This is a genomic window from Viridibacillus arenosi (assembly GCF_001955655.1).
Lineage (GTDB): Bacteria > Bacillota > Bacilli > Bacillales_A > Planococcaceae > Viridibacillus > Viridibacillus arenosi.
The window spans coordinates 12863-28464 of the sequence record NZ_MSPW01000020.1 but is presented as its reverse complement, the minus strand read 5'-3'; the positions used below and the strand labels follow the sequence as shown (position 1 = coordinate 28464).

Sequence of the window (15602 nt, the reverse complement as noted above, 5' to 3'; positions counted from 1 at the left end):
GAGTAGCGCCACCCCCCCCGCAATCAACCCCAAATCCACCCCAAAAACCAAAATCTACACACCCCATCAACACAACTGTTAATTTCTCTCATATCTTTACGTTTTGAAAACAGAATTAAAGGATATTATATGATATACTATGGTGTATGTTTTTATGGTAATATATATAATATTTGGCGTGATAAAATGCCGTCATCATACACTTTCAAGACTTTTAACAGAGCTACAAAATGATGGAAGATAATATCGCCAAAATGCGAAAATGCATCTTTTCGAAAACAATAGCGTCATGATAACCAATCATTCTACAATTAAGCTATCATTTATACGAAACAATGCGACAAAAACATCCCTTAATGAAATTCGAGGAATTGAGGAAAAAACAATATGAAAGCATTTATTAATATCATTAAAGAACAAATATCGTCTTTTTATATGGTACAAAGACTAGCAAAATTCCAACTAAAAATTGATAATCAGAACAACTATCTAGGATTCATCTGGGAAGTACTTAACCCGGCAATTCAAATGGCTATGTACTATGTTGTCTTCGGAGTTGGACTCCGTGGGAAATCTGAATTGGACGGGGTGCCATATGTCTACTGGATGCTTGCGGGGATCTCAATGTGGTTCTTTATCAACAAAGCTATATTAAATGGTTCAAAAGCGATATATCAAAAGTATTCCATGGTCGCCAAGATGAACTTCCCGTTATCCGTACTACCAAGCTACATTATTACTGGGAAGTTTTACGGTCATCTAGCATTAGTGGGCGGCATTATGGTCGTCTTTTGGATAAAGGGTTACGCCCCGAGTATTTATTATATACAGCTTATTTATTTCCTAGCGATGAGTTATATTTTTGCGTTTAGTATTACACTATTAACTTCAACATTGACAGTCGTAGTACGTGATGTACAGATGCTAATTCAATCCGTTTTACAAGGGATGTTCTTCTTATCACCAATCCTATGGGACCGAAGTCAAAATTTCCCTGAATGGGTACAAGGTTTATTGACACTAAATCCATTCTATTATTTAGCAAATGGATATCGCGCATCACTACTGTATAACGAATGGTTTGTAGTTACACACTGGCAACTAACGCTATATAACTGGGGACTTATTCTCGTACTATTGATAATTGGTTCATCAGCACACTTTAAATTCAGAAACCGTTTCTCTGACTTTATCTAAAAGTAACATGGAGGACATAAAACATGACAGAATCAGTCATTATAAAAAATGTAACTAAAAAATATCGTATGTATAGATCAAAAAAAGAACAAATAGGCGATCTACTTTTCCCGGGTAAAATGGGCTCTGACTTCAATGCTATCGATGGCATATCATTTGCCGTTGAAGAAGGAGATGTAGTTGGGCTAGTAGGTATAAATGGCTCTGGTAAATCTACCCTTAGCAACATCATTGGCGGAATTATTCCTCCCTCTTCAGGTGAAATAATTGCCAAAGGTGAGGTCAATGTTATCGCCATAAATGCAGGTTTAAACAACCAACTAACAGGTATCGAAAATATCGAATTTAAATGTCTATTAATGGGCTACAGCAAAGAAAAGATTGATGAAGTGACACCGCAAATTGTCGAATTCTCAGAACTAGGCGATTTCATCTATCAGCCTGTAAAGAAATACTCTAGTGGTATGAAGTCTAAACTAGGCTTCGCCATCAGTGTTACAGCAGACCCTGATATTATTGTCATTGATGAAGCGTTATCTGTAGGGGATCAAACCTTTGCAGACAAATCACTAGCCAAGATGAATGAATACAAAAAACGCGGTAAAACGATCTTCTTCGTCAGCCATAACTTAAGACAAGTAACGAGCTTCTGTAACAAAATAGCTTGGATTGAAGGCGGTCAACTTAGAGAATTTGGCCCGACAAATGTCGTTATGAAAAACTACAATGATTTCATCAAACAATACAACAAACTTTCATATGAAGATCAAAAAGCTTTCCAAAAGAAACTTGCAGATCGTCGAAAATATGGATCCAAAAAGAAGAAATAAATAACTGCACTAGAAAGGATGTGAACCCCTAATGAAAAGAAAAATCTTCATGACAGCATGGGATATGGACATCGAAAAAGGCGGCATCAACAAAGTTATGCTCAAGCGCGCCAGCCTTTTTGCTAATGATGAATACGATATTGAACTCCTAACAATGGATTTCAAATTTAACTATGACATCATTGAAAAAGAACTGAAGCTATCAGGGCAACTTCCAAAAAGCGCAAAAATAACAAACGTCTATGATTACTATAGAAGAAAATTTACAAAAAATACGATATCATCTGCAGCTCAAGCTAAATTCGAGCAACAAATAAAGAAATTCGAAGAAGGCTACTGGGTAGAAGATGGTGGTGAATTCGCTCGGTACTTCCAAAATGGTACTTATATAAAGTATAAAAAGTGGCATGAAGATGGCACGATTAACTTTATAGATTACTTCGACGACAACCGAGTACGTACACGCCGTGAAGAATTCCACCACACTGGTTTCCTTCAGCGGGAAGTTCTTTATCATCCAAGTAACAACAAAAAGAACCAAGAGCGTTTCTATACGGAAGATGGTTTTTGCTTCTTATCACTTTGGTATAACAACAAGAGTGGTAAGCTTCAAAAAGTATACTTATTCAGTCCAGATTATGATAAGGTCGAATACTTCCCGTCGAGCAAAGAATTCCATGATTTTTGGCTAAATGAAATATGTCGTGTAGAAGTAGTTAAGCCTGTCATCATTTGTGATGGTTCTGCACCAACTACACGAGTGACATCAATTGACGATGAACTTGTCTACAAAATTTATATGTTACACTCAAATCATTTCTCTGCACCATACGAATTGGGTAGCCCATATAGAACAGTGTATCAAGCGAAACTCGATGTCATTCCAAAGGGGTATCCGGTCGTAGTGCTAACAGAACAACAACGACTTGATCTACACAAAGAAATTGGTAACCGTGGTAATATCCATGTCATCCCAAACTGTGTAGAAGTAAATGATTTTAACATCGAAAAGAATCCGAAGCTTGTGTCGATGATTGCCCGTTATAGTCCAGAAAAACGTTTAGACGAAGCGATCAAAGCCTTCTCACTAGTTGTAGAACAAGTACCGGAAGCGAAGTTGGACATTTACGGTAATGGCAATGAAGAAGAGTCGCTAAATAAGCTGATTCAAGAGCTTAAGCTAGAAAATAGTGTCGAGCTTAAAGGTTACACAAACAAAGTACATGAAGTACTTGCGGCATCATCTGTTTCGCTCGTTACTTCAGCATACGAAGGTTTCAGCCTAGCGATGCTTGAATCACTAGCAAATAAGACACCAGTAATTAGCTATGACATTAACTATGGTCCATCTCAAGTAATTGAAGATGGTGTAAATGGCTATCTTGTCCCGAATGGTGACAGTGAACAACTAGCGGAGAAAATCATTCATCTATTAAATAACCATGATTTAGTAGTGAAGATGGGGAACGAAGCACGTAACACTGTGCTAAAAGATTACTCACCAGAGCGTTACTATGAAAAGTGGTCAAAATTACTACAAGACGTCGTAAACGAAAATCACAATCTATATACTCAAGAAATCTAAGAGTTGCCTAGGGCAGCTCTTTTTTTTACGTCTCAAAACCTTATTAACCCCCAAAAATAATAAAAAACAGTGAACATCAAATACCACTCCTCAATTTTGTAACATAATCGTAACGACAAACTCTACTATTAATAAGCTATACTTAACGAGAATAGTGATAGGTCGATATACACATCAGATAAAATGATGCATTATATTACAAATTCTCTGCTTTTTTAAAATATATCAACAATTACATAAGTCATAAGATGTGATAATAAAGAACTAATTTAAGTATTACAACACAATTTTAATATAATTTACTATATAATGGAATGTGTGTAATCTAGTAATCTAATTTTTGTAAGGCAAAAGTCTATAGTTCTGCATCAATTTAACCATCGTACGAAAACACAAACTATATTATTGCCAATATCTAATGACCACCTACTTTGTTGAAGCAATATAAAAAAGCTCAAATAGCCATCAGTAACCAACATTTCTGACGCGTATATGAACCTATTAAAGTGAAAAAGAAAGGAAGTAGAAAATGATAAAAAAACACGCATGGACAATCATCTGTACATTACTACTAGCGATTTTCATCATTGGAGCTAACGGCACTCAAGCTGCGGCAAGTTACAAAACAACAGCAATTAGCAAGATCACAGTCATTAAATCTACAAAAGCGAAAATCTATCAACAACCAGACGCAAAGTCTACAAGTAAAGTCGCAACAACAGCTCAAACAAAGCAAGTAATGATGAGCAATAAAAAAGCCACAACAGGCGGAGTGACATACTATGCCATCTACAAATTCGGAGATACGAAAAAAACACAATTAGGCTGGGTAAAATCTACAGACCTTAAAATCCGAAACTACAGCCTAACTTCGACAAAAGCCCAAACATTCTATCTAAAAGGCTCGGGTAGAGGATATGTTAGTCCGTGGGGAAGTACAGATGCTATCTACACATCATTAAAATCATACAAAAACGTTAAATTCTCAGCTACAACAACAATTACATCAACAAGCAAATGGTACCAAGGTAAGCTTAATGGCAAAACAGTATGGATTCACAACAGCCATCTATCAACAAAGCCAACTGTTGATACTTCAGCAGTCCCAACAGAAAAGCCTGTAGAAACGAGCGTTAGTTTCGTAGCTAAAGTTAATAGCAGTTCAGCTAAAATTTTCAAAGATATCACAAAATCAACATATACAAAAGCAGGAACTAGCAATATCAACACTGTTTTATATGTTAAAAAGAAAGCTACATATAAAGGGAGCAAATACTACCTACTAAGCACTAAAGAAAGTGCAACATCAGGAGTCATCGGCTGGATCAAATCAACAGATGCGAAAGCCTATAACCATAAAGCCATCAGCACAAAATCTAAAACCCTTTCGTTAACAGGAACCGGCTCAGCCTATACGAAAATTTGGGGAGGCACAAATGATGTTGCCATCAAAACCCTTACAAAATATAAAAACGCAAAATTTGTCGTAACAAAAACAGAAAGAATTGGTAACACCGATTGGTACAAAGGTAAAATCGGTACAAAAACAATTTGGATTTCATCAAAATATACAAAGGCATATGTGGAAGTAGCAGCAGAACCAGAAGAAACTGACGTTAGCTACCTTGGTCGCCTTTCTAGTAAAACAGTGAAAATCTACAAAGATATCACAAAACTAGAAGACTACATCTTAGCAAATAGCACATACACTAACGAAACCTTTTATATTAAAAAAGAAGCTTTATACGAAGATGAAGATTACTACCAAATTAGCCGCACAAATGGAACATCAACAACCGTAGTTGGATGGGTAGAAGCAAGTGATGTAACTACTTACACCAATTCACTTGTAGACACAACTAAATTTACAACTTACATTGCAGGGACAAGCAGTGCTTATAACATCCCATACGGTACAACAAATAACATCGTCTACGACTTAAGCAAATACCGAGCGAAAACGTTCAAAGTTACTCGCACAGAAAAAGTCGGCTCAAGTATTTGGTATCAAGGTACATTATCAAGCAAAACAGTATGGATCAATTCAGCTTACGTAGAAACCAATCCATACATTGCATTAAACTTAAGAAAATCTACAGATCTAACTGCTACACAAATGCGCTCATTCCTTATTAGTAAAGGAAAAACAACAGACAATGTACTATATAAGTTAGTACCATCATTCTTAGAAGTTCAAAATGAAGCAGGTATTAACGCACAGTTCATGCTAGCTCATGCAATTTTAGAAACAGGTTGGGGCAGTTCAGCCATTTCACAGTATAAAAACAACTATTTTGGCTTCCAAGCATATGACACATGTGCTTTCACATGTGCGAAATACTTCCCAACAGGAAAAGATGGCTTGAATGCCTATGCATTTAAAATCTATCGTGATTACCTAACTACTACAGGTGCTTATTACAACGGTCCGACATTATTAGGTATGAATGTAAAATATGCGACAGACAAAGAGTGGAGTCGTAAAATTGCCAACCTAATGGCACAGATGAAAGCCTATAGCTCATCAGACTACAGCGGCAAAACAGCGAGCACAAAAGTTATGACAGCTCCAAAAGAATATGATCATATTCTGCCAGAGTCTAAAGCACAACCAGCTCAATTCGTAAAATTGCCAACTGATGTAACAGCAACAGTTTCAGCGAGTAACTTGAACATCTATTATATGCCATATGCGTATTCGAAAAAGATTGGCACTTACGGCAAAGAAAAAGTAATTACATTAAAGGCGTACCATACAGATGTACGTGACTTTAAAAATACGAGTGGCAAAAACACACGCTGGTTACGTATTGCTTACAATGGCACACAAGGCTGGGTACGCACAGACGAAATTACGCTAGATAATCTATCATTCACAAAAGACGAATCGAACCTACGCTCAAGTGCAGGAGCGACTACAAGCGATACGATCAAAGAAGTAGTACCAAACAACGCACCACTAAAACATGTCTACACTATTTTCGGTAACAAGAAAAAAGAAATAGTAGGAAAAGACACATGGTACCAAGTATACGCCCCTAAATCAGGCAAAAAACTATGGATTAGTGGCAGCCTATTAACAACATTCTAATAAGAGTGCCCCCTGCAAACGCAGGGGGTCTTTTTTTGTCTAAAGAGAACTAGACCTCTCACGCCAAAACTCCACACAATACACCAAATAACGCAAAGGACACGAATTTACTCTAAATAAGAATTATTTGAGCGAGTACTACAATTTAAGTAAATTACGCAAAAACACTGGAAGCTAGCGTAACAATCTAAATATCCTATCGAGCGAATTCAAACTTTCTAATACTAAAAAAGCGGCTAAAATAGATTCCAACTATACATGTTGCTCAAAAAAGCTAAAAATTATCATCTAATAGGACGTGAATGTTCTGCTAAATAACAAACAATCAAGTTAGCGCAACAAACAATGGACTTAACGCAACAAACATCCAAGATAGTGCAACAATCCCCAGACTTCGCGCAACAAACCTCACAGATAGCGCAACAATCCACCCCCATCACAAAACTAAATATATGGATAATATTGGTTTAAAGCCAATTTCCTAGTATACTAAAAAGGAACAAAATAGATTGGAGATGAAAGAAATGAAAATGATGAAGTACATAGTAATGATGGCGGTGATGGTCATGATATCCGTATGTCTAAACAGCACCATAAGTCATGCTGAGGAAGTTTATGAAACCATTCCACTAAACAAAACGCTATCAAAAACATTGCTCATGGATGAAAACAAAGAAGCAGGGAATATGTATCAAGTGAAAATACCAAAGGATGGGGTTGCAAAGCTTCAAATCGAGTCCCCAAAAAACAAGGAATTCACGTTATTCCTTATGAACAGCTTAGAAAACGTAGGCATACTTGATCCGAAAGTGAATTCACCAATTATTAGTTATGCTATCAGTTCAAAAGAAGCCTATTACAACAAATCAATCATGACCGATTCAGTCGGTGTAAAAAAGGGAACTTACTATGTATTCGCCTTCACAGAAGGGAATGTTGAGAAGGTCAAATTCAAAGTATCCTTCAAAGCAGCATCCAACTACGAAAAGGAAAACAACAACACGATAAAAACTGCGACACCGATTAAGCTTGGTAGCACATATAAAGCAGATATTAAAATGTATGATATGAAAGATTATTACAAAATCACAGTGCCTAAAAAAACGAAGCTCCAAATTACAGTAAAGAAACAATTAAAAGCGCCATTTAAAATTGCACTACAAAACAGCAAGAAGCAAACAATTAAACAGCTGAAGATGAAAACATTAAACAATACATTAACACACACAGGTACGGTAACCGTAGATAAAGGCACCTACTATGTCAATGTATCAAGTGGAGTATATTTCGGAACCTCATCTGATTATGATAAAGCACCTTATACGATTAAAGTGAATACTACTAAGTAGAAAAAGACGTCACTAGTGGCGTAGAAGAAATATTACAGCCTGTAACATTTAACATGCAGGCTGTAATATTTGTAATGGAAGAATAGGTATGCTATTAAAAGTAGAATCATATAAATCACTAACAATAAAATGATAGCGCTTTCAATTATGCGATTAAATAGTGAAAATATTGCTATATAATAGGAAGAAACTCGATGCAAATATTAGCGAGCGGATCGTTAAAGAAGAAGAGTAGGGCAGACATCTTCTATTTGAGTATGTGTCTTATGTTACAAAAAAGTAACTAGCAGTATAGGTTGTGGTATAATTTTATGTATTTTGTTAAAAATATACCTCAATTGGTATTATATTACTAACTTTACAGTCGTTATCGTAATAATCCCATAGGTTTTGTAATAAATTGCTAAAATCTCTCAATTTTACTAATAATTTTGATAAACATAGCATTATAGTATTAAAGTAACGAATAACTACAAATCTATGGAAGAAAAAAGGGTGGAAATTCTCCTATTTATAAACGATAATTAGGCTTAAGCATGATTAGCTGATGAAAAACAAAAACAGCGAAATGCTAATCATATCCAATAAGGGAGGATTTTTTAAAAATGGGTAAATTCAATCTAAAATTTGTAAAACCTGTCGCATCACTAGCAATCGGTGCAGCAGTATTAACAGGATCATTCGCAGTATCTGGTGCTGCTGATACAGCTTTCGCAAAAGCAGCAACTGTAAAAGTATCTAAAGGTAAATTAGTATCTGCAAAATCAGGTAAAGCGGTGAAAGGTTACAAATCTTACAAAGGTGTTCTTTACAAGAACGGTAAGAAATTCACTGGTCTTTACAAAAATACTTATTACAAATCAGGTAAAAAAGGCACTGGCCTTTACAAAAACGTATACTACAAAGCTGGTAAAAAAGGTAGCGGCTGGGTAGGAAGCGGTTCTTCTAAAAAATGGTACCAAGATGGTAAATTACTAACAGGTCTTGGTAAAAACTCTGGTAAACTATTTATCAAAGGTAAATACGCTAACGGGATCCAAACTTACAAAGGCGTAGAAAAACTATACAAAAACGGTGTTGTAGTTAAAACTGTAGTTGATGCAGCTAAAGCTATTAACAACACAACTGTTGAAGTAACATTCGCAGAAGCTCAAAAAGCTAGCGATATCTCAGCTGGACGTTTCAAAATCGAAGGCTTAGAAGTTACTAACGCTGCAGTTAAACAAACTGACGATAAAGTTATCGTTTTAACAACTGCTGCTCAAACTGGCGGTAAAACTTACACTGTAGCACTTGATGGCGTGAAATCACGTACATTCAAAGGTGTTTCTAATGTACAAGCTACTGCAATCAAAAACGTTAAATCTTCTCTACAAGGTATAATTGGTAAAGAAGTAACAGTACAAACTCAAGTTGACGTTCCAGCTGGATCTTCTAAAGAGGGTATTGCTGTAACATTCAACATCACTAACTCTGCTGATACTTCTAACAGTAACTTCGGTAAGAAAATTACTGCTGAAGTATTCACTGATGCAAACGGTGTAGCTTCTTACTCTTACACTCAATATGTAGCAGGTACTGAAGATATTGTAGAAGCATACCCAACTGGTAATGCTTCAGTAAAAACTACTCAGGCTAAAGTATACTGGGGTAACACTGAACGTTTAACTGTTGCAGATGTAACTACAGGTACTTCATTTGCTAACGGTGGTAAAAAAGTTTACAAAATCTCATCAGCTGAAAATGCAAACGGATATGTAAACGTTACTTTCAAAGAAAACGTTGGTGTAACTCCAGATAAATTAGTTCGTGATATTAAAGTTGTAGATGCTAACCGTGTAGGTAATGAAACTACAGCATTATCTGGTGATATTACTCCGTGGCAAGTAACTACTGGCGGTGTTCAATATGCACAAATCAAACTTGATGCTTCAGGTAACGCAACATTCACAGTATCAGGTTCTAATGGAACTGTAACTCCAATTGTATTTGCTGACGGTAAATACCCTGTTGCTGGATCAACTGCTAATTACAATGGAAACAACAAACTAGAAACTACAGAATTACAAGCACAAGCTTCTGCTGTAACATTTGATAAATCTTTCACTCAATCACTTAAAGTTGTAGCAAATGGTACTGCTAACGCAGCTGCTAAAAATGCAAACGGTATTGGTGATGGTGGACGTTCTTACACAGTAACTGTTACAGATAAAGATGGTAAATTAGCTACTAAAGGTACTAAAGCCTATGTAACATTCAAAAAAGGTGAAGTATCAAGCTTATCTACTGTAGCAATCAATGGTTCTACAATTGGTTCTTACGGAGCTGGAAAACTTATCACAGTTGGTGATAACGGCGAAGCAACATTTAAATTAACTGGTGCTATTAATGACTTTGCAACACCAACAGTATTTACTGATAACGGAACAGCTAACGCTACTCTTGATTCAGATGATTTACAATTAGTAGGGGAAACTACTTACTTCCTAAAAGCAACAGTTAACGATGCAAAATTAACTGTAAACGATGCTGATAAAGAAGTTAAAGTTGGTACTAAAGCAACATTCTCATACCAATCAGTAGATCAAAATGGTTTCCCATACGCATTAAGTTATGATGGCGGTACTGGTAACTACACTGCAACATATACTGTACATGCTCAATTTGGCGATGTTACAGTAAGTGGTACAAATGTTACTCCATCAGTAGCTGGAGAATCTTACACTGTAAAACAAGGTACTTCTAAATCATTTAAAGTAGTTGCTTCTAGTGGTGTAGCAAAACTTGATGTAACATCAGATGAAAAAGCAGTAGTAAAAGTTGATGCATCTGCTTCTCAAGTAAGTCTACCAAGTAAAGATGTAACAATTAACTTTGTTACAGATGCAAATACAGTAGTATCTTCAGAAGTTGTAGCTAAAATCAAAGCTGCTACTAAAAAAGAAGAAATTGCAAAAGCTTTAGAAGCAGTAGCTAATTACAATGACTTATCAGATGCTGCTCAAGAACATGTAGTAAATATTCTATTTGCTGCTGTTCAAAATAACACAACTATCAATTCAATTTCTGTAGCAAAAGTAATTGATGATGCAACAGATTTAGAATCAACATTTACTGCAATTTCAGATGCTAAAAAAGCAATCGGATCTTCATTAGTACTTCCATTTGGTGCAACTAATGACGCAACCGCTGTAAAAACTGCATTAAATGCAAAAGTTGATACTAATAAAGTTACTTTAAACGTAGTAGAAACAGCAACAAAAGGCACTTATACAGTGACAATTGCTGATAAAGCTAACACAGTTTCTAGTATAACTACAACTGTAACTGCTACAGTATCTACTACAAATTATGTAGGCGATGCAAAAGCTGCAATTGGTACTACACTTGCGTTACCAGCAGGTTCAACAAATAATGAAGCAACTGTAAAAACTGCACTAGAAGCAAAAACTGGTGTTGATACAACAAAAGTTTCATTACAAGTAGTATTAAAATCAGCAGGAGTATACACAGTAATTATTACTGATAAATCAGATGCTACTAAAACTGATCGTTTAGATGTAACTGTAACTGTAACTCTTACTGATGTAGAAACAGCAAAAGCTGCAATTGGTACTACACTTGCATTACCTGCAGGTTCAACAAATGATGTAGCAACTGTAACAACTGCTTTAAAAGCAAAAGTAGATTCAGCAAAAGTTACATTAGCAGTAATTGAAAAATCAGCAGGAGTATACACAGTAGTTATTACTGATAAATCAGATGCTACTAAAACTGATCGTGTAGATGTAACTGTAACTGTAACTCCTTAATTTATTGAAGGTCAGAGCATTCTAATCTAACATAAATTTCGCGTTAGTTTGAACGATTGATTCTGTTAAACCCCCTAATCTCTTCGGAGATTAGGGGGTTTCTGTTTGCCGTAATAAGTGAGATTTCAAATATATATCATAATCATGATTGAATCAGAAGCCTTAATACCATTGGTATTAGGGCTGTTTTTATTGGAGGAGGAATGAAACATGATGGAAGGTAAAAAGGTTTCTAAACGAGTAGATATTGTACGTGTGCAGTTAGTGAAGGAAAGGTCATTGATGTACAGTAATCGTAAAGTAAAGTCGCCCAAAGATGGTGCAGAGTTGTTTTAGGTGAAGTAGATCGAGAGCATTTCTTAGTGATGTGTTTGAATACTAAGAATGAGCCAACTCATTTGAATACAGTTCATATTGGTAGTCTAAACGCTAGTATTGTTCATCCAAGGGAGGTAATTAAACCTGCTATATTGACGAATGCGGCTAGTATAATGGTTTGTCATAATCATCCGTGTGGTAATGTAGATGCTTCACCAGAGGATATAGAAGTAACCAAGAGGTTGCAAGAGGTAGGTGAGATTGTTGGAATAGAGTTATTGGATCATATCATTTTAGGTGAAGATAGTTATCTATCTTTTAGAGAGAAAGGATACATGTAAAAGGCATGAAAATAGCTAGAAATGTGCGTCTAATACAGAATGTGATTGAAAGGGAGGGTGGATAAGATGACGACTCTAGGACGCTTTTTACAAGCTTTAGAAAAGATGATGAATGAAAAGATTGATTTGAAGGATGTTGGTTATGAAACAATAGAGTTATATCGAGATGAATTGGATACAAATTTAATAACAGAAGATGTAATAAAGAATTTACCAGATGAAGTTCTCGTTTCATCCGTTAATTTTATAGATGAAAAAGGCGATGAGTACTTAATGATCGATATAACATTGTATGAAAATTCTGAACTATTAAGTACTATATGGATGAAAAATGGAGAAGTAATTGAAGAACCGACTCAATGATTTGAGCAGGGAAACTCACGACATTTCTAACAAGAATCTCACGACATAAGTAAATGGGGTTGGTATAGAAACAGGAAAGTACATGGGATATATAGTATGTGCTTATTTGGCGTGCCTAAAAACTGACGACATTATTATATAACTGTCGTGAGTGAAGAAAGGAGGTGTAATTAGATGATTGAAAAAATAGTCGTATCCATTGCAGTGGCAGTTATCACAGCTTTAGGTTCATTAGGTCAATGACAATCTTATATGAATAATTTGTGAGTATAATTATCTAATATATTAACAATTTTTATGATAAAATTATATAATAATACCTACTTATATGTTATAGGAGTAGAAGAGGAGTGAGTATATGAAACAATGGATGCAATTTGTATCAGCAGTTTTAGGAGTATTTGTACTCTTATGCATATGCACAACGGAGGCAAGTGCTAAAACAAGTTACATACATAACGCGAAATATTCGTATAGCTATTATCTAGATCTAGACATGGATACGTCTGAAAAGAAATCTAATTTTAGGTATGAGTATGCTGAAAACACAAAAGAAGGAACAATGTGGATGATATCTTCTGCAATGGGAGGTAGCTTTTCTTATGAAAAGCAGACGGCAACCGGATATTATGAATGGCAAACGACTAAAAGTAAATTGTTAGCCCTACCTGTAAAGAAAAACAAACAATGGACAACTATAAATAGCTATGATGAAAAAGAAACACGTAAAATTGTATCTACAAAAGCAAATGCGAAAACACCTTATAGAACATTTCCGAATGCAATCAAAGTACAAATTGGCAAAGCAAGTGCCAAACATTACGACTATTTCGTTGAAGGTTACGGAAAAGTGCTTGAAACGGAAAATGGAAAAATCAAATATCAATTAATTCAACGTTACAAAGATTGATTGAAGTGTGCGCTTATTGAAAGAACCTAATCTCATTGGAGGTTAGGTTTTTTCATTTTATCATTTGTCTATCTATAAAATAATGAATAAGTAAAACTCACGCAGTTAGGACGTTAATAGTTAAGTATACGAATAACAAAATTTTTTGAATTACAGATTATTGTATAGATTAAATAGACTAATTGTTAGATAATTGAGAATGGTAAAACTATTTGGAATTTTAATGAGTAGTTAATCCTATAAAAGTTTTGAAAGGGGTGGGATAATGCAGAAAAACAATTTAAAGCAGGTTAAAGCTTTAACTTCAGTAGCGTTAGGGGCAGTTTTATTAACAAGTACCATTGCAGTACCTATTAATAGTGTGGAGGCAGCAAGTTCTTCAAACTACAAAATCTCGAAAGGAAAGCTAATCTCAAAACTAACCGGTAAAGTAGTAAAGGGTACAAAAATATTCAAAGGTAAAGTTTATAAAGACGGTAAAGCTCTAACGGGTCTAAGAGCCGGTGTTTACTACAAAAGCGGTAAAAAAGCGACAGATATATACAAAGGAAAATACTATTCAAATGGTAAAGTGTATACTGGCGTGAAGAATAACATCTACTTCAAAGCAGGAGCAAAAGCAACGGGTTCTTACAAAGGAATGTACTATTCAAAAGGTAAAGTATTTACAGGTCTAAAAGCCGGTGTTTACTATAAGCGTGGTAAAAAGGGGACTGGCATATATGGAGGAAAATATTATGAAGCGGGTAAAGTGTTTACAGGCATCCAGTCAACTTCAAATAATCTTTACATCGATGGATTATTAAACACAGGCCTAATTGTATTTAAAGAGCAGCTTTATAACGGTGCAAAAGTAAACACAGGTTTAACTTTATTTGAAGGACAACTTTATAATGGAAGCAAGTTAAATGAAGGCGTTGTCCAAGTAGATGGTAAATGGTACAAAGATGCTAGCATTGCAAACGGTACTATTACATTACCAAATGGAAAAACAATTATAGTTACTAATGGTATTGATACTACACCAGGTTCTGGTTCTACAGGTGGTGGATCATCTTCAGGTGGTACTGGAGAAATAACATTTACATCTACGATAAATAGTGACATTGCTAATAATGTAGATAAATTAGGATTGGTAGGAACTTCAGTTTCTTCAAGTAATGAAAAAGTGGCAACAGTAAAAATTACAGATGGTAAAATTGCCATGACATCTATTTCAGTTGGGACTTCAATCATCACAATTGCAACTGATGATAAGAAAGCAACAATTGAAGTGGCAGTAAATGCAAATGGTTCGATTACTATTGGTACAATTACAAAATATACGACTCCTCAAAAAAATTAAACGAAACGTTACTTTATAAGCTAATAAACTAGTGAAAAAAGTGGGAATGATTGATTATTTCTAACTGTTACTTTCTAATTGATAGGTGAAATCCCTATCCTTGCGAAACAGTCTTTTATGCAAGTGCCTAATCCTCCTGGATCCAGTGATGCGCTGATACGCAAAAGGGGTTAAGTCAGGTGAAGTCGTACTCGAAGAATTGAGGCGGGGCTCTTTAAAAGACAGCTATGGTTAGGCGGACGAATCCATGTAGGCAGGGTGAGGTAGTGAATAGCGCGAAATGCTAGGAGTTCGATATTCATCCTTATATAAGAAATGATGTATTGGTGGTTAGCATAATTGACTGTTAAACTAACCATTCTCACACCTGAATAGTGGAAACCTAAGGCTGTCAAAATTAGGGATGGAAATAACGGAACGTTTGAAGTTCTCTTTGAAGAGGTGAATCAGCACCGACAAAG

11 protein-coding genes are annotated in these 15602 nt (G+C 35.5%); all 11 read left to right on the top strand.

Features of this window, described 5'->3' with window-relative positions:
• Positions 1 to 387: 387 nt before the first annotated feature.
• The 11 genes from BK137_RS20920 to BK137_RS20875 all read left to right on the top strand — a co-directional run bounded on the left by BK137_RS20920 (position 388) and on the right by BK137_RS20875 (position 15141).
• The gene (locus BK137_RS20920; protein ID WP_038179939.1) at positions 388 to 1197 is read left to right on the top strand and encodes an ABC transporter permease; all 810 of its coding nucleotides are present in this window, start codon (positions 388 to 390) and stop codon (positions 1195 to 1197) included.
• 23 nt (positions 1198 to 1220) lie between these two features.
• A complete protein-coding gene (tagH, locus tag BK137_RS20915) occupies positions 1221 to 2027 on the top strand; it encodes a teichoic acids export ABC transporter ATP-binding subunit TagH (RefSeq protein ID WP_038179937.1) in 807 nt (268 codons plus the stop codon).
• A 31-nt stretch (positions 2028 to 2058) separates the two neighbouring features.
• The gene (locus tag BK137_RS20910) at positions 2059 to 3612 is read left to right on the top strand and encodes a glycosyltransferase (RefSeq protein ID WP_051448576.1); all 1554 of its coding nucleotides are present in this window, start codon (positions 2059 to 2061) and stop codon (positions 3610 to 3612) included.
• A gap of 529 nt (positions 3613 to 4141) precedes the next feature.
• Entirely contained in the window at positions 4142 to 6703 is a 2562-nt protein-coding gene (locus BK137_RS20905; protein ID WP_038179935.1) for a GW dipeptide domain-containing protein, read from the top strand.
• A gap of 524 nt (positions 6704 to 7227) precedes the next feature.
• On the top strand, positions 7228 to 8052 hold the full coding sequence (locus tag BK137_RS20900) for a hypothetical protein (RefSeq protein ID WP_038179932.1): 825 nt from the start codon (positions 7228 to 7230) through the stop codon (positions 8050 to 8052).
• Positions 8053 to 8657: 605 nt separating this feature from the next.
• On the top strand, positions 8658 to 11864 hold the full coding sequence (locus tag BK137_RS20895; protein WP_051448575.1) for a hypothetical protein: 3207 nt from the start codon (positions 8658 to 8660) through the stop codon (positions 11862 to 11864).
• Between the two features lie 210 nt (positions 11865 to 12074).
• Positions 12075 to 12200 (top strand): hypothetical protein, encoded by a 126-nt coding sequence (locus BK137_RS22910; RefSeq protein WP_327192108.1) that lies wholly within the window; start codon positions 12075 to 12077, stop codon positions 12198 to 12200.
• 29 nt (positions 12201 to 12229) lie between these two features.
• Entirely contained in the window at positions 12230 to 12523 is a 294-nt protein-coding gene (locus tag BK137_RS20890; RefSeq protein ID WP_327192111.1) for a JAB domain-containing protein, read from the top strand.
• Positions 12524 to 12589: 66 nt separating this feature from the next.
• Positions 12590 to 12886: a hypothetical protein gene (locus BK137_RS20885; protein WP_038179929.1), complete on the top strand. Its 297-nt coding sequence runs from the start codon at positions 12590 to 12592 to the stop codon at positions 12884 to 12886.
• Positions 12887 to 13244: 358 nt separating this feature from the next.
• Positions 13245 to 13796 carry a hypothetical protein gene (locus BK137_RS20880; RefSeq protein WP_038179927.1) on the top strand — a complete coding sequence of 184 codons (552 nt, stop codon included), beginning with the start codon at positions 13245 to 13247 and terminating at the stop codon, positions 13794 to 13796.
• 265 nt (positions 13797 to 14061) lie between these two features.
• Complete coding sequence (locus BK137_RS20875; RefSeq protein ID WP_038179926.1) at positions 14062 to 15141, top strand: hypothetical protein; 1080 nt, start codon at positions 14062 to 14064, stop codon at positions 15139 to 15141.
• Positions 15142 to 15602 lie beyond the last annotated feature (461 nt).

Coding starts and splice junctions, on each gene's coding strand:
- BK137_RS20895 (WP_051448575.1), top strand. CDS start 8,658: ATGGGTAAATTCAATCTAAAATTTGTAAAACCTGTCGCATCACTAGCA.
- BK137_RS20880 (WP_038179927.1), top strand. CDS start 13,245: ATGAAACAATGGATGCAATTTGTATCAGCAGTTTTAGGAGTATTTGTA.
- BK137_RS20910 (WP_051448576.1), top strand. CDS start 2,059: ATGAAAAGAAAAATCTTCATGACAGCATGGGATATGGACATCGAAAAA.
- BK137_RS20890 (WP_327192111.1), top strand. CDS start 12,230: ATGTGTTTGAATACTAAGAATGAGCCAACTCATTTGAATACAGTTCAT.
- BK137_RS22910 (WP_327192108.1), top strand. CDS start 12,075: ATGATGGAAGGTAAAAAGGTTTCTAAACGAGTAGATATTGTACGTGTG.
- tagH (WP_038179937.1), top strand. CDS start 1,221: ATGACAGAATCAGTCATTATAAAAAATGTAACTAAAAAATATCGTATG.
- BK137_RS20900 (WP_038179932.1), top strand. CDS start 7,228: ATGAAAATGATGAAGTACATAGTAATGATGGCGGTGATGGTCATGATA.
- BK137_RS20875 (WP_038179926.1), top strand. CDS start 14,062: ATGCAGAAAAACAATTTAAAGCAGGTTAAAGCTTTAACTTCAGTAGCG.
- BK137_RS20905 (WP_038179935.1), top strand. CDS start 4,142: ATGATAAAAAAACACGCATGGACAATCATCTGTACATTACTACTAGCG.
- BK137_RS20920 (WP_038179939.1), top strand. CDS start 388: ATGAAAGCATTTATTAATATCATTAAAGAACAAATATCGTCTTTTTAT.
- BK137_RS20885 (WP_038179929.1), top strand. CDS start 12,590: ATGACGACTCTAGGACGCTTTTTACAAGCTTTAGAAAAGATGATGAAT.